Source organism: Mastigocoleus testarum BC008, from assembly GCF_001456025.1.
Classification (GTDB): domain Bacteria; phylum Cyanobacteriota; class Cyanobacteriia; order Cyanobacteriales; family Nostocaceae; genus Mastigocoleus; species Mastigocoleus testarum.
The window spans coordinates 37,875-63,364 of sequence record NZ_LMTZ01000035.1; the positions used below are offsets into that span (position 1 = coordinate 37,875).

At 38.9% G+C, this 25,490-nt stretch carries 17 protein-coding genes, 1 other RNA gene and 1 pseudogene; 13 read left to right on the plus strand and 6 right to left on the minus strand.

Annotation, left to right across the window (positions count from 1 at the left end; translation table 11 throughout):
- Positions 1 to 146: 146 nt before the first annotated feature.
- Both BC008_RS07020 and BC008_RS07025 read left to right on the plus strand, forming a co-directional pair.
- Positions 147 to 1,601: a type I restriction-modification system subunit M gene (locus BC008_RS07020; RefSeq protein ID WP_027843565.1), complete on the plus strand. Its 1,455-nt coding sequence runs from the start codon at positions 147 to 149 to the stop codon at positions 1,599 to 1,601.
- Between the two features lie 137 nt (positions 1,602 to 1,738).
- Positions 1,739 to 3,469, plus strand: coding sequence for a restriction endonuclease subunit S (locus tag BC008_RS07025; RefSeq protein ID WP_058183372.1), 1,731 nt, complete (start codon positions 1,739 to 1,741; stop codon positions 3,467 to 3,469).
- A 20-nt stretch (positions 3,470 to 3,489) separates the two neighbouring features.
- Here BC008_RS07025 and BC008_RS07030 read toward each other — a convergent pair whose 3' ends face one another.
- Together BC008_RS07030 and BC008_RS07035 are read right to left on the minus strand one after the other, a co-directional pair.
- On the minus strand, positions 3,490 to 4,383 hold the full coding sequence (locus BC008_RS07030) for a TniB family NTP-binding protein (RefSeq protein WP_082650506.1): 894 nt from the start codon (positions 4,381 to 4,383) through the stop codon (positions 3,490 to 3,492).
- Positions 4,384 to 4,385: 2 nt separating this feature from the next.
- A pseudogene (locus BC008_RS07035) lies at positions 4,386 to 5,420 on the minus strand (Mu transposase C-terminal domain-containing protein); the annotation flags it as partial.
- Positions 5,421 to 5,522: 102 nt separating this feature from the next.
- Between BC008_RS07035 and BC008_RS07040 the strand changes: the two are divergent.
- Genes BC008_RS07040 through BC008_RS07055 form a run of 4 tightly spaced genes read left to right on the plus strand, consistent with a single transcriptional unit; the run spans position 5,523 to position 11,031 of the window.
- Entirely contained in the window at positions 5,523 to 6,629 is a 1,107-nt protein-coding gene (locus BC008_RS07040) for a tyrosine-type recombinase/integrase (RefSeq protein ID WP_027845645.1), read from the plus strand.
- Positions 6,629 to 8,101: a site-specific integrase gene (locus tag BC008_RS07045; protein WP_027845644.1), complete on the plus strand. Its 1,473-nt coding sequence runs from the start codon at positions 6,629 to 6,631 to the stop codon at positions 8,099 to 8,101. Before BC008_RS07040 ends, BC008_RS07045 begins: the two co-directional genes overlap by 1 nt.
- Complete coding sequence (locus BC008_RS07050) at positions 8,088 to 10,115, plus strand: site-specific integrase (RefSeq protein ID WP_027845643.1); 2,028 nt, start codon at positions 8,088 to 8,090, stop codon at positions 10,113 to 10,115. The genes BC008_RS07045 and BC008_RS07050 overlap by 14 nt, the downstream gene beginning before the upstream one ends.
- On the plus strand, positions 10,108 to 11,031 hold the full coding sequence (locus BC008_RS07055; RefSeq protein WP_027845642.1) for a DUF6262 family protein: 924 nt from the start codon (positions 10,108 to 10,110) through the stop codon (positions 11,029 to 11,031). The genes BC008_RS07050 and BC008_RS07055 overlap by 8 nt, the downstream gene beginning before the upstream one ends.
- Positions 11,032 to 11,087: 56 nt before the next feature.
- On the opposite strand, the gene BC008_RS07060 is transcribed toward BC008_RS07055, so the two are convergent.
- The gene (locus BC008_RS07060) at positions 11,088 to 11,765 is read right to left on the minus strand and encodes a helix-turn-helix domain-containing protein (RefSeq protein WP_235595811.1); all 678 of its coding nucleotides are present in this window, start codon (positions 11,763 to 11,765) and stop codon (positions 11,088 to 11,090) included.
- A gap of 759 nt (positions 11,766 to 12,524) precedes the next feature.
- On the opposite strand from BC008_RS07060, the gene blaOXA reads away from it, so the two are divergent.
- On the plus strand, positions 12,525 to 13,385 hold the full coding sequence (blaOXA, locus tag BC008_RS07065) for a class D beta-lactamase (RefSeq protein WP_027844892.1): 861 nt from the start codon (positions 12,525 to 12,527) through the stop codon (positions 13,383 to 13,385).
- 169 nt (positions 13,386 to 13,554) lie between these two features.
- Here the strand turns inward: blaOXA and BC008_RS07070 are convergent, their stop codons facing one another.
- Positions 13,555 to 15,792 (minus strand): glycoside hydrolase family 65 protein, encoded by a 2,238-nt coding sequence (locus BC008_RS07070; protein ID WP_058183373.1) that lies wholly within the window; start codon positions 15,790 to 15,792, stop codon positions 13,555 to 13,557.
- Between the two features lie 712 nt (positions 15,793 to 16,504).
- Here BC008_RS07070 and BC008_RS07075 point away from each other — a divergent pair.
- The 4 genes from BC008_RS07075 (at position 16,505) to BC008_RS07085 (ending at position 20,748) form a co-directional block, all read left to right on the plus strand.
- Positions 16,505 to 17,488 (plus strand): phosphodiester glycosidase family protein, encoded by a 984-nt coding sequence (locus BC008_RS07075; RefSeq protein ID WP_027844893.1) that lies wholly within the window; start codon positions 16,505 to 16,507, stop codon positions 17,486 to 17,488.
- Positions 17,489 to 17,600: 112 nt separating this feature from the next.
- An RNA gene (rnpB, locus tag BC008_RS07540) (RNase P RNA component class A) lies at positions 17,601 to 18,129 on the plus strand.
- Between the two features lie 709 nt (positions 18,130 to 18,838).
- Positions 18,839 to 19,555: a ribonuclease III gene (gene rnc / locus BC008_RS07080; RefSeq protein WP_027844894.1), complete on the plus strand. Its 717-nt coding sequence runs from the start codon at positions 18,839 to 18,841 to the stop codon at positions 19,553 to 19,555.
- A gap of 65 nt (positions 19,556 to 19,620) precedes the next feature.
- Entirely contained in the window at positions 19,621 to 20,748 is a 1,128-nt protein-coding gene (locus BC008_RS07085; protein WP_027844895.1) for a Gfo/Idh/MocA family protein, read from the plus strand.
- Here the strand turns inward: BC008_RS07085 and BC008_RS07090 are convergent.
- Positions 20,671 to 22,902, minus strand: coding sequence for a sensor histidine kinase (locus BC008_RS07090; protein WP_063800749.1), 2,232 nt, complete (start codon positions 22,900 to 22,902; stop codon positions 20,671 to 20,673). The two genes, BC008_RS07085 and BC008_RS07090, sit on opposite strands and share 78 nt — an antisense overlap.
- Before the next feature lie 298 nt (positions 22,903 to 23,200).
- Here BC008_RS07090 and BC008_RS07095 point away from each other — a divergent pair, with 298 nt between their 5' ends.
- Complete coding sequence (locus tag BC008_RS07095) at positions 23,201 to 23,923, plus strand: RibD family protein (RefSeq protein WP_027844896.1); 723 nt, start codon at positions 23,201 to 23,203, stop codon at positions 23,921 to 23,923.
- A gap of 432 nt (positions 23,924 to 24,355) precedes the next feature.
- Here the strand turns inward: BC008_RS07095 and BC008_RS07100 are convergent, their stop codons facing one another.
- Positions 24,356 to 24,715, minus strand: a complete 360-nt coding sequence (locus BC008_RS07100) for a ribosomal maturation YjgA family protein (protein ID WP_235595812.1) — start codon at positions 24,713 to 24,715, stop codon at positions 24,356 to 24,358.
- Positions 24,716 to 24,997: 282 nt separating this feature from the next.
- On the opposite strand from BC008_RS07100, the gene BC008_RS07105 reads away from it, so the two are divergent.
- Complete coding sequence (locus tag BC008_RS07105; RefSeq protein WP_036266737.1) at positions 24,998 to 25,312, plus strand: hypothetical protein; 315 nt, start codon at positions 24,998 to 25,000, stop codon at positions 25,310 to 25,312.
- Positions 25,313 to 25,490: the final 178 nt, after the last annotated feature.

Genomic DNA, 25,490 nt, shown 5'->3' on the forward strand with positions numbered 1-25,490 from the left:
GTTGCATAATTGACTTAATATTTTTGATTAGTATTATGATTCATGCACTGTAGCGCATCAAAAGCTAGTAAATAATGCAATAATGATGCGTTACGCTGTCGCCAACACACCCCACAATTTAACTTTTAACTCCTAACTTCTTAACTATGTCCATCAGCACAACCGTAAAAACCATCCAAGATATCATGCGTATTGATGAAGGCGTTGACGGTGACGCGCAACGCATTAGTCAGTTAACTTGGATGATTTTTCTCAAGGTTTTTGATGACAGGGAAACGGAATATGAGACTTTTGAGGATGATTATGTTTCGCCTTTACCGGAGGAGTTACGCTGGCGAAATTGGGCTGCTAATGCGGAAGGAATAACTGGAGATGAGTTACTAGAGTTTGTTAATAACCAGCTATTCCAGACACTAAAAAATCTTAATTTAGATGAGTTATCTGACCCCAAAAGGCGCATTATTCGAGATGCTTTTGAAGATGCTTTCAATTTTATGAAAAATGGCACTTTAATGCGCCAGGTGATTAATAAACTCAATGAAATTGATTTCAATAATTCTAAAGATAAGCAGCTTTTCGGGGATATTTACGAACAAATTCTCAAAGATTTGCAAAGTGCGGGGAATGCAGGAGAATATTATACGCCTCGTGCTGTAACGCAGTTTATGGTGGATATGCTTAAACCGCGTTTGGGTGAAAGAATTTTAGATCCTGCTTGCGGTACTGGTGGTTTTGTGACTTGTGCTTTGGAATTTTTGAAAAAGCAGATCAAAACTGTTGAAGATAAGGAGAAAATACAACGGTTAATTATGGGGGTGGAGAAAAAGCCTTTACCCCATCTGCTGTGTATTACCAATATGTTATTGCATGAGGTAGAAGTACCGGAAATTCGTCACGATAATACTTTGGCGCGTCCGCTGCGAGATTACAAACCCTATGAAAAAGTAGATGTAATTGTCACTAATCCGCCCTTTGGTGGGAAAGAAGAAGACGGGATTGAAAGTAATTTTCCTAGCGCTTACCGTACCAAAGAAACAGCAGATTTATTCTTAGTATTAATTATGCATCTGTTGGTTAATGGCGGACGAGCGGGAATTGTTTTACCTGATGGGACGCTGTTCGGGGAAGGTGTAAAGACGCGGATTAAAGAAAAGTTGTTAGACGAGTGCAATTTACATACAATTGTCCGCTTACCCAACGGTGTTTTTAATCCTTATACAAGTATCAAAACTAATTTATTGTTTTTTACCAAAGGTGAACCGACAAAAGAAATTTGGTATTACGAACATCCTTACCCACCTGGTTATAAATCATATTCCAAAACCAAACCGATACGTATTGAAGAATTTGCACCAGAGAAAGCTTGGTGGGATAACCGCCAGGAAAATGAGTTTGCTTGGAAGGTTTCGGTAGAAGAAATTAAAGCTAATGGCTACAACTTAGATATAAAAAACCCCTATCAGGAAAAAGAAAACCACAGAGATTTAGGGGAAATGTTAGCAGATTACCAGGAATTGATGGCAGGGTTAAGTGAAACGCGGAATTTGTTAAAAGCTGAGTTGATGTCGGCTTTGTCGAGAAATGATGATGGGATGATGTGATTATGTGATGTTAGGGAAGCGTTGCGTAAGCAATTGTGGTTATGCTCCGAAGCAAAAAATGAATTTTTTTTTCATCACCTCCTCACCCCATCATCTCCTCATCTCCTCATCTTCTCATCAATACTTCAATCAAAACTATGAATACAAAAACCTTCTTCCAAGACTTTGAATTATTCGCTGATGCGCCGAATGGAGTGGAGAAATTACGGGAATTGATTTTGCAATTGGCGGTACAGGGTAAGTTAGTTCCGCAAAATCCTGATGATGAACCCGCTTCGGTTTTGTTGGAGAAGATAAAGAAGGAGAAGGAACGGTTAATTAAGGAAGGGAAGATTAAGAGGTCGAAGTCTTTATCACCTGTTGATGTGGATGAGATAGCTTTTGGTTTACCACATGGTTGGGAGTGGGTGAGACTTGGAGAAGTAACAAGAAAATTGGGTGCAGGTAGTACGCCTAAAGGTGGAAAAAAAGTATATCAAAAAACAGGTATAAAGTTTCTACGTTCTCAAAATGTGTGGAATGATGGACTTCGTATAGAAAATGTTGCTTATATTCCACTGCAAATTCATCAACGAATGAGTGGTACTCATGTCGAACCAGGAGATATTCTTTTGAATATTACTGGTGCGTCTATAGGTAGAAGTAGTGTTGTTCCAGATAATTTTGATGAAGGTAATGTTAGTCAACACGTTGCAATTGTCAGGCTAATAGACAAAAGTATTAGGTGTTTTATTCACATATCTCTAATTTCCTCCTATGTACAAAATTTAATTATGGGAGTACAAGTTGGAATTTCTCGTGAAGGTTTAAGTATGTCGAGTCTCAAAGACTTCTTAATTCCTTTGCCACCGTTCCATGAAGCTAAACGTATCGTCGCCAAAGTAGACGCACTGATGAAACTATGCGACGAATTGGAAACACGACAGCAAAAAAAGCGCGATCGCATTCTCAAATTAGGACAAGTCGCAACTACCAAACTCATCACCCCCAGCACACCAGAATCCTTTAAACAGCACTGGAAAACTATCAGCGACAACTTCGACTTACTTTACAGCACCCCCGAAAATGTCAGTCAACTGCGTCAAGCAATCCTTCAACTAGCTGTCATGGGTAAGTTAGTTCCGCAAAATCCTGATGATGAACCCGCTTCGGTTTTGTTGGAGAAGATAAAGGAAGAGAAGGAAAGGTTAATTAAGGAAGGGAAGAATAAGAAGTCGAAGAAGTTACCACCTGTTGATGTGGGTGAGATGGCTTTTGAGGTTCCGCAGGGTTGGGAGTGGGTGAGGTTAGGAGAACTTACAATTTTTGGTCCTAGAAATGGATATTCTCCAAAGCCTGTTGAATACCTTACATCAGTAAAAACTTTAACCTTAAGTGCTACAACGTCGGGAAAATTTGATAGCCAACACTTCAAATATATAGACAAGCAAATCGAGCCAGATTCACACTTATGGCTCGAGAATCAAGACCTTCTTATTCAAAGAGCAAATAGTCTCGAATATGTTGGTGTAGCTGCTATTTATAAAGGTAATGCTAAAGAATTTATTTATCCTGATCTAATGATGAAAATACGTTTTCCAAAGTATTTGGATATAAATTATTTATACCAGACAATCAATAGCAAAAGTTCAAGAAGATTTTTAAGAGAAAGAGCATCTGGTACTTCAGGTAGTATGCCAAAAATAAATCAATTGACAGTGAATAGTCTGCCAATTCCTTTACCATCCCTCACCGAACAACACCGCATCGTCACCAAAGTAAACCAACTGATGAAACTATGCGATGAACTAGAAGCGAAGCTAACCCAGTCCATCAGCGATAGAGATAAATTGATGTCAGCAGCAGTGCGTCAGGTTTTAGCAGCGTGAAAATTAATCAAATCACACCCTTATAAAGAACTTTGTGCAGCTAAGGGAGTTCCATCAATTCTTTTATCAAAATCTAAAACATGATTTTTCTCTGCTTTAGTTCGTAATTCTGATAACACTTCACCAATTTTACCAATTTGATGAATAACTATTTGCCCTTTATTTTTACCAGAAGCTTCTAGAACCAACATCCCGAATTCTTCCCAGTCTTCAATTAAGTAAAGCTGAGAATCCACAAACACTAACTTAGATGTGAATAAAGAAGGTTTATATTCTCTTTCCTCTAAAAAACTGATTACCTTTCGTATTTCTTGCAATGACAGCTTTTCTCGAGCCCGAAAGCGGTTGTAAACTTGCTCATCACGCTTGATTACCGTATCTAGACGGTCAGTCCCTACCAAAATTACGGGAATTTCCAATTTATCAAAAATATCACGTACCTCTGCAAAAGTTTTAGGTTTGAGACGGTCAGCTTCATCAATAATTACCATTTCTACCGCACAACTTTTTAATACGTGGAAAGCCCTGTTTCTAATCTCTGCGACTGTTCCTTTGACTGCTTGGTACTTCAAATATTCGAGAATCATACTGAATAATTCCCTTGCACCGCACTCTTGGGGAATTTGAATATAAACAACAGGAACAGTAGGGGGTTTTCCATATTTTTGCTTGGGCTTATGCCTTAACCTGTAAGCATCACAACCCATTGTTTTACCCGTTCTCGATTCACCTACAACCCTTCCAGACTGACGTGATTGACGCTTTCCTTCCAGCCAGTCATGAAGATTTTTGACTTGCTCTAAAGGCACAAAAGTCTTGCGGTTTAAACGTTGAATTTCTGCTTGAAGTTTTTCATTATTAGCAGGAATTGCACCCAACTGTTTAGCAACTACCTGAGCTTGTTTATCTGTCATTTTTAAAATCCGTAATCTTCTCGCATTTGTTCGTAATCAAAAACCTCCAGCATTTCTGCTCCTGGCTTGCTTTCATTTGCTGTCACTTCTACTTCTTCCTCCACCTCAACAGGTAAAGGTTGCTTAGTTTTTTTCAGTTCGGCTTGTTCCGCTTTCTGACGTTCTTTTTTAGTTTTCTTTTTAGTGACAAAAGTTTCTCGCTCCCTGACTTCTGCCAAAATTGAGCGATTACTGATTGTTTTACCGACCTCCCGTATCTTGCGGCTAGTAGCTTTCGCCTCATCTAGAGACAGTTCCTCTGTTTCCAAATCTTGAGCATAAGCGCGGGCGAGAAATACCTCTTTACCCCTTTCTTGGCGATAAACCAAAATGGTTGTGATATCTCTGGGGTCATAACGTAATACAACACTTTCACCTGCATAACCTGCTAAAAGGTCACCTCTGTATGTCAAATTTTCAAATTGTAAATACCCACCTCTATAGATTGAACGCCGGGTTTGCTTCATCAAACAAATATCCAAATCCCGTTGTGAAAAAGTATTAGGAGTCGCAATTAAACCAGCTTCCCACCTTTGCAAACGAGTTTGATCGCCAGAACGAGCATCAATACTCTGGTTATATTTATCTACAATGAAGCGTACTAGCAACTTCTCCAACTCCCGTAAATTTATACAAGCTTCCTTCTCTGCTTCTTTGGGACGTTGTTGTACATTTGACCCTGTATATCCGGGCAAAGTAGAAAATAATTCAGTGTTAAAAGTTCCAAAAGGACGTTCAACTATTCCACCTTCTGAAGGGCGATCGCGCAAATGACAAACGAACCCTAATTGCACGCCAATTTGCTGCAAATGATTGGAACGAAAATCTTTACCACCATCAGTATAAAAGTGCTGTGGTAAGCCATAAGTACCCCATTCTTCATGGAGCCCGTATTCAGAGTCATAATGTTTGGGCATTATTGCATGACGCAACCCCAAAGCCACAACCTCAGAACTTGGTGCATCAAAACCTAAGTTGATGCCCATAATACATCTGTTACAACAACAGCAAAAATGATTTCTACAAAGTAGAAACAACAACAACAATTCCTCCAAAAACTCTGATACAATAGAATAAATAAGGTATTGACAACGTAGAAATTGATTAAGGTAGAAACAGCAATAGACCCTCAAACCGGTGAGCAGTTTCGATGCGTCTTTGATACCCAAAGCAATTTACCCGTAGAACCAATTCAAAGATTTCTAAATTACTGCCACAAGCGAGGATTAGCCGCGAATACAGTCAGCACCTATGCTTACCGACTCGTTGATTTTTGGCGTTGGCTCGAATACAAAGTATTGGATTGGACTGAAATTGGTTTGGATGAATTGGCAGATTTCGTTAATTGGTATCTTCTTGGGGGTGAAGTTGAAGTTATTAGTCAAGAAGTTGGAGAAAAAGTCTCAAAACGAAGTCCTCGAACTGTCAATCAGGCAGTAACGGCAATTCAAGAACTATACTCCTTCCATGCACTTGAAGGTCGAATTGATCAAAAACGATTTACCAAACTAGCTCATGGTCGAGGTAAGAGAGGAGGTTTTCTTAGAGGAATTGTTAAAAGTAATCCTCAACAACGTAAACGAATTAAACTCAAACAACCCAAGGCTTTCCCTGGTTGTCTAAAAGATGAGGAAGTTGTGAGGTTAGTGGAAGCTTGTAAGACTTATAGAGACAGACTAATCCTAATGTTATTGAGAGAAACAGGAATTCGCCGAGGTGAATTATTAGGTCTTCATCTAGAAGATGTTGAAAACTTGGACGTCAATGGACGCATTCGGATTGTTCGGCGTAGTAATCCAAATCAGGCTTGGGCTAAGGGAACAGAGCGAGAAATCCCAATTCTCAACAATATGAAAAATGTTCAACAAACATTTGAGGCTTATTTACTAGAAGAATATCCGCCCCAAGCCGAGCAGTTGGAACATGGAATGCTCTTTGTCAACTTAGAAGGGAAAAATATTGGACATCCCATGTCTGCAACCAGACTAAACAAGTTATTCGACCAACTGTATTCCCGAACAGGAATTAAGGCGCATCCGCATTTACTCAGGCACACAATGGCAACTAGAATGCTTCAGTCAGGGTATCTCGACGGTTATGTACAACAGCTTTTAGGACATAAATCAATTACAACAACTAAAGACATTTACAGCCATATTTTAGATCAGATGACTTTAGAAACTTACTTACAAAGTGAGAGTGACTAATGAGAGCACAATTATCTGTTGAAACACTACACCAGCAGGTACAAAACTCCCAACTGGATAGGAAAATTATTGATAACGTTTTGATGGAGCAGGATATATGGTTGCTTACAACACTTGGCTATACTGAACAAGAATGCCGAATTCGTGGAAATCACTATCTTTACTTCACAAAGTTTACTTTGCCATGGCTAAAACTGTTGGCAAAGCTAACAGCCAAAGCAGCAGTCAGAGAAGGTCACTCACTAGGTCGAGTAGCACTCATAGTGAATATTTTAAAGCAGTTGGATAATTTTTTACTAGAAGTTGGATGTACCCAACCTCAAACTGTGACTGACCCGCTTTTGCAACAGTTTATAAGCCAGAGTAATAGTAGATACAGAAGGACAACTATACTCTATGCAACCAAACTATGGGCAGAAGAACAATGGCTCAAACTTTCATATACTCCTCGTAAAGTCAAACAATCTCACCCAAAAATCGAGACAATTCCAGAAGAAGTGTTGTATCAAATCTACGAGAAGTTTGACCTATTTCCACCAACTCTAGAAAGATTATTTCGGTTGCAATTGGTGTTGGGGTGTCGAATTGGAGAAATGTTAACGATGCCACGCCAATGCCTTAAGTTTGAAGGTAATCATTGGTTTTTGTTACGTTGGGTACAAAAACGTAAACACTGGCGATTCTCTCAAATTCATCCATTAGTAGCCCAATTAGTCCAAGAACAACAGCGGTTCTTAAACAATCAATTCGGTGATAATTGCGATTTTGAAAATTTGTTCTGCAAAACTTCTGCTGCACTAATGGATGGCGCTAAAGCAGGAGGGAGATTTCAAGTAGAACCAGTCTATATCCCACAAGTAATCACTTATTCATCTATATGTGAATGGTTAAAAAGCTTTAGTCAAGTAGCTTGTTTAAAAGACAAATATGCCAATAAATTCTACTTAACCAGCCATATGTTCCGTCGCACTAAGGCTAGTATTATGGCTCATTGTGAAGCAGAAGATGAATACATAGCAGCCGTTCTAGGTCATAGCTCTTTGGATATGTTGCCTCATTATCGTCAACATTCCCTTGTTCGGTTAGAGAAAGAAGCTCAAACTAAAGGTTATGTGGATATGTACGGTCGAATTACCACAATCAAACCCAAAAAACTGCGATATGAAAGATTGGCTGACTTACTGAAAGTCAGCACTCCCCTAGGAGAATGTCACCGTCCTACGATGCTAGGAGACTGTCAGTATCGCTACGCTTGTTTGGGCTGCATTCACCATCGGGTCACTTTATTCGACAAGCTATCCTTAGAAGCTGACATCAAAAATTTAGAACAAGACTTAGAACAAGCTCAGATTGCAGAAAAACAAAGGCGGGTAACTGAAATCCAACGTTTATTACAGCTACTAAACAACCGTTTGCAAGGCTTGAGAGAACTAGAAAATTTTATAGAAGATGACGCTAATGGGAGCACGTAGGTATCCAGCTATCTCTATACACCCAACTCTACACCAACCTCTATTCGTAGACTGGAAACGGGAATATCATGACGAATTTCGTTGTCCCCATTGCCAAACAGGTAGATTTACAGCATTCCAATATCGTCAAAATGCTACTTGTAAGTTTAGTGTTAGGTGTAACTCTTGTAGAAAAGAGATTCGCCTAACTTGTAAGGTTCCTGGTGTTGAGCGTAAACATCCACCAATTTCAACTCACCCAACTCTTGATGGCAGATTACAAATTAACTGGAAACAAGAATATCAAGGGGAATTTAGTTGTCCACGTTGTCAATCGGGACAACTCAAATACTTTATCCACCAGAAGAATCTAATGTGTAATCTTGCTTTAAAGTGTAAGTCTTGTCGCAAAAACACTAATCTTACTTGTAAAGTTCCAACTCAAATTTTTAACTACGCATCCAATATAAGTTGCCCAAATCCCCTCTGCACTCAATTGGGACCGGATGGACATAAAGGATGGATTTATCGGATAGAACATCAAATTAGCCCCTACAAATGCTACTTCTGCCACATCTGCTTCAACCCTGAATCAAAAGATTCCTCTAGCTGGGTTGGTAGTCACAATCAGCTTTTACCCTTTTGCTTTGAGGAGGACATTTGGGATTTACGACATTTCTATCAAAATCCTACTGCACAAACTCTCAAGTTTGCCACTATTAAATCTCAGTGGTATCGCTTAGTCTTAAAGAAATATTTTTATTCTTTGCTTGAGAGCAAAGTTTATAACTCTGTTACGAACATTATAAACTCCCAGATAACTCTGCGCCAATTTGGTCTGATTGTAGAGCAACGAAAATTACAACATCCTCACGATATTACTCGGGAAATAATGTTGTCTTTTTTCGACCTTTGTCAGACTAATAAAACAAGTACATTCCACAAAAAGCTATCTGATTTAAAAAACTTTTTTGACTGGTTGGATTTGAACACATCATACCTGCTTCGTCGTCGCGATTTTCCCAAAATTAGAAAGGATGATGTTGACTGGCTAGATGAAATCACACGCAAAGCAATCAAACAAAACTTAAATAAGATCCCTGCTCCAATTGCTCGTCATTATTTAGTACAAGAATATACGGCTGCTCGTACAGGGGATATCTGTCAAATAGCTTTTGACTGTTTAGTAGAAGAAGACGGCAAGTGGTATATCAAGTTTTACCAACACAAAGTAAATCGTTGGCATCAACTACCTGCTACCCGTGAAATCAGACAGATCATTGAAGAACAACAAAATTGGATACAACAAACTTTTGCACCGGATTATTCCTATCTTTTCTGCCATTTTCGGGTGATAAGAAAGCTTTCTTACCCAGATTTTCCCAATATGAAACCTTTACCAAAACCCCCTAGAGTAGATGTAAAAAATAATCCAATGGTTCGTATCATTCGCTGGCTTATAGAGCAAGAAGATATCCGTGATGCTAATGGTCAACCTCCTCTTTTCACTGGCAGGATTACCCGTTCGAGTCGTTTACAAGAAGTTCGAGCTAAACATGGTATAGAAGCTGCCCAACTTTATGCTGACCATGTTAGAAGTTCTACCACATTCGTTCACTATACTCCACCTACAAGGGAGCAGGTCGCCTCTGTAGACTTGCCCTTTCAGGCTTTACTAATGAATCCTGACAACCGTTTTCTCCCTTGGCAGAGTTTACCAGAAAGTTTATTGAAGAATCCTAAAGCCCATGAACTTGACATGGAAATTACCCCAAGGTTAGTCGTTTATGGTCACTGCAGTCTCGACCCAAAAACTCCCTGTCCTTATAATCTTTATCCCAAGTGCTATGGCTGTAGCAGTTTTCGTCCCAGTACAGAAAAACTGCCCCTCTATCAGCGTCAATATTCAGCAGAGCAACAACGAATGCAAAAAGCTCAAGCAATAGGAGCAGAACTTGCTTATGAAGAAGCTAAAACAACTATTGAAGCCATGGATAAATGGTTAAATGAACTATTGAGGTTGGCAAATGAATAAAAAACTCGATCGAGAAAAACAAACTGCCGTACTTGTTCAAGCTCAAAAGCAACGCAAACAGAAGAAAAGAGAACAAGTATTGTGTGCTATCCAACATCTACAAAATAGCGGTCAACCTCTCACTTTCCCTAACATCGCACAAATCGCAGGTTGTTCTGTTTCCTACCTCTACAAATGGCCCGAACTCAAGGCTTACATCCACGATTTGCAAAATCACAAAACAACCCACCACAAGGAACTAGAGAAAAAACAACCCGGACCACACAGTCTCAAAACACTTCATCAAGTTTCAAAACAACGGATTCGAGAACTGGAAGCGCAAAATCAGGAGTTAAAACATCAAAACCAGGTGCTTAGAGGTCATGTTGCTGAGATATTCGAGCTACGCTCGGAGTGTGAGCGTTTACGGGCGCAAATACTCAAATTGACCCAACCATCCCATAATCCAAAAGTCGTTCCGATTCAAACTAAGCCACATCGAGCTTCTAACACTGGCAATGACAACCTACCACAAGCAATTGTTCAATCAATTCAACAGATGGGTATTAAGCTTGGAGTTCGCTTGCAACAAGAGATAAACAAGCATGACCCTAACATTGTTGAACTTGCGATTAAAGCATTCGAGCAATACCGCAGCGTAAACGTTGTCAATAATCCTGGGGCTTGTCTTCTGGCAATGATCCGTGATGAGGCACAACCTAATGTTCCCACTCAACAAGCTACAAAATTAGATGATGAATTTGACCGTTGGTACAGTGAAGCGATTGAAATTGGCTTTTGTCAAAATCTCCCCAAAAATTACTTGCCAACACAAAATGGCAAATTAATGGTCAGAGTTGTCAGAGATGATCTACCTGCTCAATATCAGTTAATGTTTTGGCGAGAAGCAAAAGCTGTTATGGAACAGAAAAATTAATTTTAGTGGCGTTACATTGTAGAATATTATGCCAAGACCTAGTCACACAAATATTTCTACGACGTGGATTCTACATAACATCTGGAGTAAGTATCTATAACCGTTGTTAGAAAAGGACGACCAACTATTTCACCATGTCTATCTACCAGCAACAAATCTACTTGAGTATGGTCGCACTGCCAAACATGATTGCTATACTCAACCGATAAATCTTTACCATCGCGAGTTTTAACTGATAAACGCGAACCTCGCCAACCCCGACTTCGTACACTTGCTTTTTGTTCTTTTTGCTCGATAATTGGCTGCAAAACTCTATACACCGTCCTGTAGCTAGGATACTTATCTTGCCCTAATTCAGATGCTCTAGCTTTTACTCGTATCGAAACTTGCAAAGGACTAATTCGCTTACTACCTTTATTACCCTCCCTATAGGTTTTAATAATAAAATCCTGCCAATTTTTATCGATGCGATGCTTACCTTTATCAACCCGTGTTTCTACTTGAATTGCAGCTAAACCTTGTTCTTCCCATTTTTTGACTAACCTTCGTACAGTCCGCACTGATTTCCCAAGCTTGGCTGCAGCTTCTCTTTGTTTTTGTCCATAAGTTTTGCGATCGCACGGCTTAAGTAAATCTTGAATTATTTCCAACACAAACCTCTCTTCATGAGAGAGTTGTGTGACTATTTCGTTGGTTTCTAACTCTTTAAAGTCATTAGGGTAATCGTCATCCATAAAAACATAATTGTTTAATTAGAACGTTTTTGTATTTTACTCCTATGAGGACACTTATTTTGTCAAATTTCGTAAAATCTTCGACAATAACCTTTTTTCAAGAAAGGACAAATAATTTGTCATATATCTAAAATAGGACACTTAATTTGTCAATAATCCTGTGTCCAGCTAAATTGGACATAAAATAAAAAAACCCTTACAGTGTAAGGGTTTGCAGTTAAATATTTTAAAGGACATTATTTTGGCAAGTGGTCATTTAATTTGTCAAACGACAAATAGATTACATGATTGCACCGATTAAAAGATTCTACAACCCGATTATCCTCATCCGTGTAATCTCGTAATCCGTATAATCAGTGATTTGGCTTTTGAAGGGATTATGGGTGCTTTGAGCGGATTAAATAGATTACATGATTGCACCGATTAAAAGATTCTACAACCCGATTATCCTCATCCGTGTAATCTCGTAATCCGTATAATCAGTGATTTGGCTTTTGAAGGGATTATGGGTGCTTTGAGTGGATTAAATAGATTACATGATTGCACCGATTAAAAGATTCTACAACCCGATTATCCTCATCCGTGTAATCTCGTAATCTGTATAATCAGTGATTTGGCTTTTGAAGGGATTATGGGTGCTTTGAGCGGATTAAATAGATTACATGATACGGAGGGTTATCGGTTGGTTAATCCCGTTTATCTATCTGTTTAGTTGCGGGATGCTATGATGCTTTGGATCTTAGTGATTTATGGGAACTTATGAAGCAAATTTTCCGTTTATTGACTATTATCTTTGTGGGTTCCAACTCCCTCAGTTTTGTTTTACTTCAACCAACACAACAGGTACTGGGTACATCAAAACTGATAATTCAATCTTCCAATAATATGAGTGTTGCTCAAAAAATTAATTTTGAACGACACTTTCACAAATTGGGAGTTGAAGGATCTATTCTCATCTACGATTTAAACAAAAATAAAACTTACGAACATAACCCCAGTCGCAACGCAAAAAGTTTTTTACCCGCATCAACTTTCAAGATTCTCAACTCTTTAATTGCTTTAGAAACCGGCGTACTTAATGACGAACTTTCTGTTTTTACGTGGGACGGAATTAAAAGAGATTTTCCTCAGTGGAACCGCGACCTTAATATGAGAGAAGCATTTAAGAACTCAGCAGTTTGGTTTTACCAAGTTATCGCTCGCAGAGTTGGACACGAGGAAATGCAAAAATGGGTTACTAAGGTTGGGTATGGAAACCAAAAAATTGGTAGTAAGGAAGATATTGATACATTTTGGCTCAAAGGAGAAATACGAATTACACCCCAAGAGCAAATTCAGTTTCTCCAACGTCTGTACAAGAATGATTTACCGTTTTCTGAGCGTTCGCAGTCAATTGTGAAAGATATTGCGATCATTGAGCAGACTCCCAATTACACCATCAGAGCAAAGACGGGATGGGCTGCAAGGACAACACCCCAAATTGGATGGTATGTGGGTTACTTAGAAAGGGATAATAACACTTACTTTTTTACAGTTAATATTGATATTCGCAACAAAAAAGATATTGCTGCTCGCAAAGAATTGATGCGCCGTTGTTTTCAGGATCTCAAATTACTATAAGTGCTATATTCTAGTAATTTATGGCGGGTTCGTTTATGATTATAACTCTGTAGAGACGCGATATATCGCGTCTCTGGTGTATTGATTGCATCTCTACAATATCAATACGATGCTTCTCTAGCAAAGGATTTGAGATTTTGTGCTATGTAAATAGACATTGATTATGGTTTTACGCTGATGCTTGAAAAACTTCAGTTGTTTTATCATCATTGCAAACCAACTCTGGACGTAAATCGAATTCATGCCATTCACCATGCCATTTGAGTTTAAATTGCAGGCGTTTCCAATTAGTAGGTAATTTTGCACAAGCAACTGGACCAGATTCTGTCATTCTGACACCACCAAATCCAAAGATTACAGCTTGCCAAACTCCACCCGCACTTGCAGCATGAACCCCATCATTAGCATTGAGACGGACGTTAACTAAGTCTACCAATGCTGCTTGCATAAAGTGGTCGTATGCTGTATTTGCTCGGTCGAGATCGCAAGCCACAATGGCGTTAATTGCTGGACCTAGAGAAGAACCATAACTGTGGTCAGTACGGGGTGTGTAGTAATCCCAATTTGCTTGTAAGGTTTGTGTATCGTATAAATCCCGCAACAAATAAAGCACCATTAATACATCTGGTTGTTTGAGGATTTGCTTCTTGCTAGTTTCTTCTATCCCCAGTAAACCTTGCATAGATGTTGTTCGAGATTGGTAATCGGCAAAGTTAACATATTCTAAATCGAAGAAACCATCAAATTGTTCTATTAAGCCGGTAGAAGAATCGATATTGATAAATATTTGATCGGCGATTTCAGCCCAATGTTGTAGTTTTTCTGGACTTATTTTCAGAGCATCGGCTAAGTGTGAAGCTGTTTCCAGACAGTCTTGAGATAACCATTCCCACAAAGTAATAGCAGACTTTAAATGCCACCTTACCATTAAGTTGGTGAAAGCATTATTATCTACGCGATCGTGATTCTCGTCAGGACCAATAACATCGCGAATATCGTAGCAATCACGAGTCTCGTTCCATTCAACCCGACTTTCCCAGAAGTTTGCAGTATCTAGGAACATTTCAGCCCCATAAGAGCTCATCCATTCGTCATCTCCAGTGGTTTTCCAATATTGCCAAGCAGCATAAGCAATATCAGAATTAATATGTATTTCTAAATCTCCACACCATATTCGCACCATTTCACCATTAGGATCGGGTACCCAACGGGGAGTTACTTCTTCACCTGTATCAGCACTTTCCCAAGCAAACATTGCTCCTTCAAATCCCATTTCTTGTGCCTTCAGGCGTGCTTGAGGCAAGGTATGATACCGATAATTCAAGAGATTACGAGCAAGTGCTGGCTGAGTTAGGACGAGTAAGGGAAGAATAAAAATTTCTGTATCCCAGAAAATATGTCCGCGATAACCAAAACCAGAAAGTGTTTTAGGTGGAATACTAACTCGATCATCATTGCGCGGTGCAACTGCAAGCAGTTGAAAAATGTTATAACGAACGCTCAACTGAGCTAAGGTATCGCCTTCAATAATCACGTCGTTATCTTTCCAGACTAGATCCCACGCAGCAATGTGCGCAGCGAGTAAGCTTGGATAGCTTGGATTTTCTGCAAGTCTATCCAATGCAACATCAAGGGGAATTTCTGTATCTCGAGATGTGAAAATAGTCACAATTTTTTCTACGCCAAAGGTTTGTCCGGGTAGAAAATAGCACTTAGCCTCTACTTGTGAATCGGTACTAGATATGACAAATTCATCGTCTTGCGTGGTTAATTTAGCCGCCATTCCCAATTGGATTTGGGAACTTTTAGTTTGGGTATGCAACCACATAACATTATCTTTACTACCCCACTCAATAGTTTTCCAATGAGGTCTTCCTTGGGTAGTTGGTTCAGCATCAAAGCCCGATGTAATCTTAACTTCACCCTCAAAATCTATGGATGTTATTTGACAGCGAATAGCTAGAGTATGACGATCGGCTAGGGAAACAAAACGTTCAAAGTTAAACTCTACAGTCTGACCATTGGGCGATCGCCAGCGAACATTACGGCTAAGGATACCCAAACGTAGATCCAATCTACGCTCGTAGGTCAAAATTTCACCACTTTCCATCCCAAAGCGTTGTCCGTCAATAGTTATGGTTAAAGCTAACCAATTCGGACAATTCACCAGTTCTGTTTTGGCAATTTCTACATCATCATAGACGCCATGGATCATTGTTGCTGGAGAATCTTGAGGATAGCCCTCCTCAAATGTTCCCCTTGTTCCTAAATAACCATTGGACAAGTTAAAAACTGTCTCTTGATGGTGTAGTTTCTGTGGGTCAAATCCTCTCTCAATCACATGGGTACCCTTAGAATCTGTCAAGTTTTGGGCTTGACCGGAGTTATGAGCGGCTAGGTGTAACATTGCTTTAAAAAACCTAATAATTTACTGAATAATGTGGACTAAATGAAAATAAGATTATTTTGAGAAACTTTGAAGATTGAATGAAGTATGAGGATAATTAACTTCAAATAATTAACTTCAAATAATTTAGTTCAAATAATTAGCTTTCCTGATTCCGAACGCTTGATACTTTAGTTAAAAGCACCATACTAGAAATGAATTATTGAATCACAAGAAGTTCCAAGCAGATTGATAAATTTGATTAGTAATAAAGTTATCGATCAATCTATGTACTGCGATTTTTTCTACAAGCTAGACCCACATGTGACCTAATTTTTTCTCAGAAAGCTTAAATTTATTGTTCCCTGTTTCTGAGCAATACCTTCACTTTTTCGAACCTCTATAGATAGGCTTGCTCAACAATCGATGTTAAAACGAGATATTGCAAAAAAAAACATTTTTTTATACATTACTTAATAATGTTTTTTACATAAAGATACATTTTATTTAAATTACTTAATATATTTAATTTTCTGATACGTAAATCCTGAAATATTTTGACTAAGCTAAATTTTGAGGTAATTCTGAGTTTTTACTTCCCGGACAGGGAACATTTGTTTCGCAAAATCAAGCTCAGGTTAAATGATTTAAGGTTTGTTTATATCTTTTCGTAACAACTGAGTTAGTCTCTCATTAAGAATAATGAATATTGGTGTAAGAGAAATGTTCCATAATGTTCCATAAGAAATTTAAAATATCTAATCTCGGGATCCGTGAATTTTGCGAACGGTATAAGTTCCGTAGCTACAATCGAATTAACTGGAAAAGTCGCAAAAACAAAATTAGCCATCAAGAAGAGCAAAAAATTTCTTTATATTTGTTTTGGTGGAAGATAAAATTTAGTTTAATAGTGTTTTCTGTAGCACATAACCCCATTTCAGTAGTAGCAGAAGCTAAAATTCCTAGTTACCAAAAAATCCTGCACCAAGATGGGGTTAGAGTATACCAAAGTCTACTTATTAATTATTCCCAGTCTCAAATTCAAAAACAGGAATATGTCACTGTAATTGATACAAGAAAAGCTACTATCAAAAATTTAACTGGAAATATTACAGGAAATAACGACAGTAAAATCAGTAAAAAAATACTATCTAATTTTTGGCAAGATGCACTCGCTCGAAATACTGCATCCCGTAAAGTTGTTGCAATGGTTAATGGGGCATTTTTTTCCACTAATGACAACCCAACAGGTATTGCTTTTGGTTTAAAAACTGATAATAATTTGATTACCTACGGCTATGCAATTGGAAAGGAATACCCGGGTCAAATACGTGCATTCGCTTTCAGACCATTTTCAGGGATCGCCAAGATTCAGAATTATACTAAGCAATTATTCTCACATTTTCCAGAAGTAGTAGGAGCACTACATCCACTAGCTGATAAATCTACTCAAAAATACTTACCACGCACATTTCTTGGTGTAAGCGATTTGGATAACAACGGCACTCAAGAAAGTGTAGTACTTTACTCTAGCAACTATGCTCGTCAAATAGATGCAATTAAAGTTTTACGAGATTTTCGCTGTAGAACCATAGCAATGCTTGATGGTGGAGGTAGCACGGGACTAATTGTTAATGGTCGCCCGTTGATTTCTACCAATCGTCCCATCCCCCATGCGATCGCGGTTTATGCTGTGGTAAATTCTTCTTCAAACTGACAATATTGATTACGTGTTACCTATTCTATTTGGGTAAATTTAGATTTCTGTAAACACTAAATAAATAACTTGCACGCAATAATTGCAATCCGAGATTAAAATAAATTGGGAGAGAGTAGGCGTAGGTGGTTACAGACTAGTTGTAATGACTGGTTTGAGGAAAGTCCGGGCTCCCGAAAGACCAGACTTGCTGGGTAACGCCCAGTGCGCGTGAGCGTGAGGATAGTGCCACAGAAACATACCGCCTTTCTTTCAGTTAACAGTTAACAGTCAACAGGTAACTGTAGCCCATGAGGGCGTGGTGTCAGCCATAAACTGTTAGCTTTGCGTGCGCGTTAGTAAGGCGTTAGCAAGCACAGGGCGCAAGCCATAAACTGATAACTGGTCACTGAAAAAGGTAAGGGTGCAAAGGTGAGGTAAGAGCTCACCAGCAACATCGAGAGGTGTTGGCTCGGTAAACCCCGGTTGGGTGCAAGGTAAAGGAACCACGGTTGGTCTTTTCCCAGTTCCGCAATTAAGAGCCGCTAGAGGTGTTTGGTAACAGACATCCCAGATAGATGACCGCCCTCAAAATTTATGGATATAGTATGCTGTGTCCGTAAATAAGAGAACAGAACCCGGCTTATGTTCCGACTCTCTTCTTAATCCTTACTGGAAACTGGGGATTCGCTATTGGGAATTGGCGATTAGTAAAGAAATAAATTAAAGCGAGGGAAGAGGGAAGAAGGAAGAAGGAAGAAGTTTGGAATTGCAATGGTTAAACCCCAACGCATTCACGCTTCCTCGTGCGGGCGTATCTTACACCGTATGACACAGGCCGCGCGCGCGCGCGCGCGCCCTAACGAACGGTCTTCTCAGCAGGGCGTTAGCTTAGCACAAGGGGAATATGCCCTTCAGGCACGCTACCGCTAACAACCCATATTTGTGTTTATGAAAGAAGTTTACTCCCAACTTTGAACGCACTACGTGAACGGCACTGGCAACTTCGGTTCTTCCTTACGAACGAAGTTAGTTAATAAATAAGTCGAAAAATAAAATTTTGTTACTGTAGCGTAATCATTGCTTATGCTATTATTCATAACTTGAAATCCAAAAACTTGAATTCAAAGCTTAAACTCTCAAGTTCGAGATTCAAAGCTTAAAATCCAGAACTCATAATTAAAAATCAATTTCTCAATAAAAATCAATTTTTCAGCCAGAACCAATTTCCCAATCAAAAGTCAAAATAGGTCGTCCCCATAGGGCTAGTACAAGTAAGAAGTTAAGAACTAAGAAGTAAAAAGTTACCTATGACGCGATCGTGTCATCCTTACGCCAACGAAAATCTTTAATCTCAAATAGCAAATCCCCATGACCCTTGCTTATCCACGCCGACAAAGACAACTAGAGAGCTTAATTGAAAGATTAGGCGTGCCAAATAAGGACTTAATTAAGTGGCAGTTGTTAGATTTGGCACTGATTCATCCTAGCGTTTCTGAAAAAGCAAATTACGAGCAATTGGAATTTGTTGGCGATGCTGTAGTACGCTTAGTTGCAGCTCAAGTGTTGTGGGAGAACTATAGTGAATTTCCTGTAGGTGAATTTGCAGCAATTCGTTCGGTATTGGTTAGCGATCGCATTCTCGCTAAATTAGCTCGGGTATATGGTTTGGAATTATATTTGCAGGTTGCTGGAGGTGCAAGCAACGATCGGGCTGGGATGGAGTCAAGGTTAGCGGATGCTTTTGAATCTGTTTTGGGAGCATTGTACTTGAGTACTAACAATTTGGAATTAATTCGTCCTTGGTTAGATCCTCACTTTAAGAAGTTAGCTGCAGAAATTCGCCTCGACCCTGCTAGATTGAACTACAAAGCAGCACTTCAAGAATGGACTCAAGGTCAATTTAAAGTTTTACCGGAATATCGGGTAACCCAAAATCATTCCCAAACTGATAAAAATCGCTTTGAAGCTGAAGTTTGGCTGAATGGTGAAAAGTTGGGTTGGGGTAAAGGACGCTCTATAAAGTCTGCAGAGCAGGCTGCTGCAAAAGTTGCTTTTTTGTCAATTGACTCTCAGGGAAAACCCTGAACTCAAAATTAATTATATTGGGTTAGTTAATGTGAACGTGACAATTGACTAACTAAAAGTAACAAATGACTAATCAAATCAAAATAGCTATCGTCGGTGTGGGACGCTGGGGAATTCACTGGTTACGAAATATTTTAGAACACCCTCAAACACAGTTAGCAGCTGTAGTAGAACCCGACCGAGAAAGATTAGCCACAGTTCAAAAACAATATAACTTAGATGAAAGTGTATTGTTAACAGCACACTTACAACAACTCAAGGAAGTTGACGAATTAGAAGCTGTTATTGTTGCGACTCCTGCTACCACTCACTACAAACTAATTAGTGATGCTTTAAGCTGGGGATATCATGTCTTAGCAGAAAAGCCTTTGACTCTGGATCCCAAGGAATGTGAGGAACTTTGTCAGCTAGCACAAACTTCTCACAGATTATTAATGGTAGATCATACTTATCTATTCCATCCCGCTGTAGAGTCTGGGAGAAACGTTGTTTCTTCAGGAAAACTGGGAGATTTACGCTATGGTTATGCTACCCGCACCCATTTGGGACCAGTTCGTCAAGATGTAGATGCTTTATGGGATTTAGCCATTCACGATATTGCTATTTTTAACCATTGGTTGGGTCAATCGCCAGTACAGGTGCAAGCTACAGGTTCCGTATGGTTGCAAACAACGAGTACGCAAATAGAAAACACACCAGTAACAGATACGCGAACAATAAATCAGAATATTTCTGCTTTTCCTCCGCTTCAGTCTTCTTCCCCTAAAAACCCAAACCAAGGACTATCTGACCTTGTATGGTTAAAACTAATCTACCCAGACAACTTTCAAGCACATATCCACCTATGTTGGCTTAACCCAGATAAACAGAGACGACTGGCGATTGTTGGCTCCCGTGGTAATTTAATTTTTGATGAAATGTCTCAAGACTCCCCTTTAAGTTTTTTGGGGGGTGAGTTTGAGGTTCGGGAAAATCAATTTATTCCAATTAATCAAAGCCGTGAAGTTATACCAATAGAAACAGCCGAACCTTTAAGAAGAGTATGCGATCGCTTTGTTCATTGCATTCTTCACAATACTCCTATTACTGTTTCATCCGGTTGGGTCGGTACGGAATTAGTGAAAATCCTCACTGCTTTGACTACTTCTCTCCATCAAGGTGGAAAATCGACCTTTTTGGATGAAAATTGGTAGGGAATCTCCGCCGCGATCTCCAGTTTTTTTAATGGAATTTTGGGCGGAAGAACCGGATTTATTGTCGAGCTGCTTGGGGACGGAAGAAACGCATTTACTTTGGGATGAATTTTTCTCCAGTAAATCCATTTTTTCTGTTGAGTTTACTGCTTCAGTTACAGATTTTAATGAATTGCTATTCTGAGATTCTTTATTTAAGGAAACACAATTATTACTACTTTGTACCGGTATGTTTGGTTCGATTTGAGGTGAAAATTTTGATTTTGATTTATTATTTCTTGCTTCTGTACTTGAAGATGAAAGTAAAGCAGGATCGATTAAAGGTAAAGAAATTTTAACTGTCGTACCTTGATCCAAACCGGGACTTTCAAGTGCGATCTTACCTCCCATCATTTCCATTAAATTACGGGAAATTGCTAATCCCAAACCCGTACCGCCAAACTGACGACTCCTAGAAGTATCCACCATCACAAATGGACGGAAAAGTTTTTCCTGTTGTGATGGTTCTATACCCAGACCTGTGTCCGTTACAGAGATAATTATTTGTGGTTTATCCTCAATTGTTTCCGTAGCTGTACTAATTGTGATGCTACCTGCTTCTGTAAATTTGGTTGCGTTACCAATAATATTGATTAGTACCTGCTTTAATTTGCTAGAATCGGCATTAACTGGGATTATCTCGTCCATTTGTGGAGTATTTAACTGCAATCCTTTTTGTTGGACAGTAACCGACTGAATATTAATGACGTCTAACAGTAATTTCCTCAGGTCAATTGGTTCTGGATATACCGATAGCTTACCTGCTTCAATTTTAGAAATGTCAAGTAAGCTATTAATGATCCCCAACAAATGAATTGCGGTATCATCTGCTCGCTTCAAAAATTCCAACTCTTCTTCGCGACTATCGCACATATCTTCCCTCACTAACCGCACGCAGTTAATGATGATATTTAAAGGATTTCTCAATTCATGGGAAGTGGCGGCTAAAAACTGACTTTTACTTTGATTTGCTCCTTTTGCTTCCTCCCAAGCAATTTCTAATTCATTCGCCCAAGCTTTTAAACGTTCTACCATTTGTTCAAGAGCTTGTGCTAGTTGATTAAATTCCCGAATCTCAAAATTATGGGGTACTGGCTTAACATCTTTTCTGAGATGGAGATTTTGAGCGTAGTCTCCCAATTCTTCCATAGGAAGTGCTAAGTCGCGGGCTAGATACAAGGAGGCTAAAACACTAACACCAACTAAACATAAAGTTAAAATCAATAATATGATTTTTATTTGTCCCAATCCATATAAAGCGTTATCTAGACTAGTAACAGCCAGGACAACCCATTTTTCCTTTTGATTTCCAGTAACTGGAGCAGCGATCGCTTTGTAACCAGCTAATAATTCTTGTCCTTCATTTTCAAAAAAGAGGTGTAAAAAGTGCTTTCTCCCTGCGACTGCATTTTTGACTATTTTTTGTAGTCGAGTAGCATCTGCATGCTCTTTAATGTTAGTCCCAACACGTGTGGCGATGGGATGGGCTAAAATTCTACCATCTTCATCAATTACAACTGTTGAGCCTGTAAGTATACCTCGTTTATTTTTTACTCTGACTTGTAATAATGTTTGGAGATTGAGAATATATTTAACAGTTTGATTCTGGTCATATACTGGAACAGAAAATATCAACCTTAGTTTATTTTTGATTTCTTTTTGTCCAGTGATACCATTTTGTGGCGGCAATCTTACATCAAGATCGACTTCATTACTAGGTAGAGGAAGTTTTAATTCCTTAATAATGTTATCTCCACAGGTACTATTAATTACATTATTATTAGTAACATCTGTTAATTGAATACACTCTACATTGGTTGGTAAATAATTTTTTAATCGCTTGAGATATTCCTGAATTTTTTCCTGCGAACCAGACTGAATCACACTGGTTTGGGAAATACTGATTAGATTACTCTTAAGGGCTGCGATCCCATTAGTAATCATTTCTCCTTTAATTACTGCACTTTCTGTGAGGTTTTGACGGGCTGTCTCCAACAAACTCGAACGTGCTTTTTTAAAAACTATGATTTCTCCTATCAATAAAACGGGAACAGATAGGAGCAAAATTCTTGATACTAAAATTCGGCGAAAAGATGATTGACGAGATTTAGCCATCGGCATTCTCACAACTTATGTGCGGTTAACAATAGCAACAATATGCAAGTAGTTCAGCTAATGTCATTTCAGTTTCAAAATTTACTTATTTTTATCTAAGATTTTGACAATTCTCCACCAAGAAACTGCAGCATATTATACAATTTTGATTTAACTACTTGTAAAACTGACTGCCGTTGCCTGATTTCTGGGAAGCAAAAACTAAACTGGAAATTTGTAAATTGGCAAGCATAAAATATTGCCAATGATTAAAAAAAAACCCACACAAATACAAAATATATCAAAATTTTCCTGGTAAATGGTGCAAAAACTTCGTCCTTACACCACCATTGTTTTGGCAATGAGTGCGGATGGCAAAATCGCGGATTATATGCGATCGCCAGCTCGATTTGGCTCGAAAGCTGATAAGGCGCACTTAGAAAAACAAATTGCTGGTTCAGATGCCGTTTTATTCGGTGCTGGTACTTTACGTGCCTATAATACAACACTAACAATATCTAATTTAGCGTTGTTACAATATCGAAACCAGTTAGGTTACCCCCCCCAACCTATTCATATAACCATTTCTAAGAGCGGAGATCTAGACCCCGACATGCGTTTTTTTGAGCAACCTGTTAGGCGTTGGTTAATTTCAACCTCCCAAGGGGCAAGATTTTGGCAGCAGCACCAGGAAGAATTTACAAAACACCAATATAATTCTAAGCAACAGTTTGAAAAAGTCTTAGTTTTTGAAACTCAATCAGAACAAATTGATATTACAGCAGCATTGGAGCATTTAGTAAATCTTGGCATTAACCGTCTAGCGGTTTTAGGTGGTGGCGAATTGGTTGCAGCAATGCTGGAGTTGGGTTTAATTGATGAGCTATGGCTGAGTATTTGTCCGTTAATTTTAGGCGGTCAAACTGCTCCTACCCCTGTAGATGGTTCGGGATTTATTTCTGCTATTGCCCCGAGGTTACGTTTACTATCGGTAAATACTGTTGAAGATGAAGTTTTTCTTCATTATCGTTTTAAAAGTTGATTGGTTATTTGTTGTCACCGGAAGGAAGAAGTAAGGAGGAAGAGGGAAGAAGGTTTTATGTTGCCGTTAGAGGCACCTGCAGTGAACGCGCAGCGCGTCCAAAGTTGCTTGCACTCCTCCCTTAGCGGATCCGTAGGTAGCGCAGCTATAGGTAGCGCAGCTATAGCTATAGCGTGACGTTAGTCAGAGGCTCCGCCGACGCCGTAGGCTCTAACCTCTTCCGCCCGCTCATGGACGGGGCTTGTACCTTTCTGTCTTTGAACGCAGCAAAGCTGAACAGGAAGGAAGATTTTTGTAGGAAACGCGTTTGAAGACATCTTCCTTCTTCCTTCCGACGGAGTCGGTCAGTTCAAATCACAATAGTCTCTTTTCTACTGCTTTTTCATCGTATATTCTATTGTTATGGCTAAGTGCACATGTTTGCAGCAAACATCAACCAAAAGACTTGAAAGTATATTTTTTAGCTGTTATTATCCATATCCATCCCAAGAAACTACCGATAAAGTATGGAGGAAAATCTGACCATACAAAGGTATTACCTAAAACTAGTCTTCCTGGTAAAGTAGAGCGGGCAGCTTGCAAAAAAGGTGGTTGCCATAGCTGCAAAAATTCTAATCCACAAGTAGCAATGCAAACTCCAAGTGCAACTTTGAATGCGGAAATTCTCGGAGCGATCGCAGCAACTAATAAAATCCAAAATATTTCATAAGCAATGCTTCCAAAAACATCACCTAACCACTCAATCCCTGTTCCTTGAGAAAATCTGATTATGTAACCCGAAGGGACGACCACTATTATGCTCAGTAGCAGAATTATACGGTATTTACACTTGATGCGATGTTTCTTTGTCTGCATTTTCATATTGCATTAGCCTAAGTATTTACGATCTGAAATTAGATTGGTTATTGTCTTAAATTAGATATTTCAATAAGCATAGCTATTATTATCAGTGATAAAACTTATCTGAAGATTTTACTAATTACTGTAATCGGAAATGTTAATAATATAGCTTCGCTAAATCCAGTATTCTTAATATTATGAAGCAAATATTAAGCTAAAACTTTAGGGGGAAAGATGAGGTTTGTTGTAACAGTTGTTGCTTTCACTGGTCTATTAGTTACTGCTAGCCTAACTTCAACTGCTCAAGCACGTAGCAGTTCCTTTTCTGGTACGATTGAAAAAGTTTGGGAAGATGGATTCAGATTAAAAACTGAGGAACATTCTTTGAAGGTTGACTCTTGGGACGTTTTTGGAGATAACACGTCTGTTAACTTATCTGAAGGCGATCAAGTTACTGTGGACGGAGAATTTGATGGTGGAGAATTTGATGCTTTTTCCATTATTAAAGAAGATAATGTAAAATTTTGTACTCAAGATACAATACAGTAAATTTGTATTAGTATAGTATTTTGTATTTTCTATCTACGTATGATTGTAAATTAGCCTGCAGGGTATTTTGCTGTGGGCTAAAAGCATATTCATATTAACAGGTGAGAAAGGTTTAGTACTTAATAAAAGATAGCTGGAGACTCAGGTAAATTTATCGAGTTGTAAAAGTTTCTTGGTA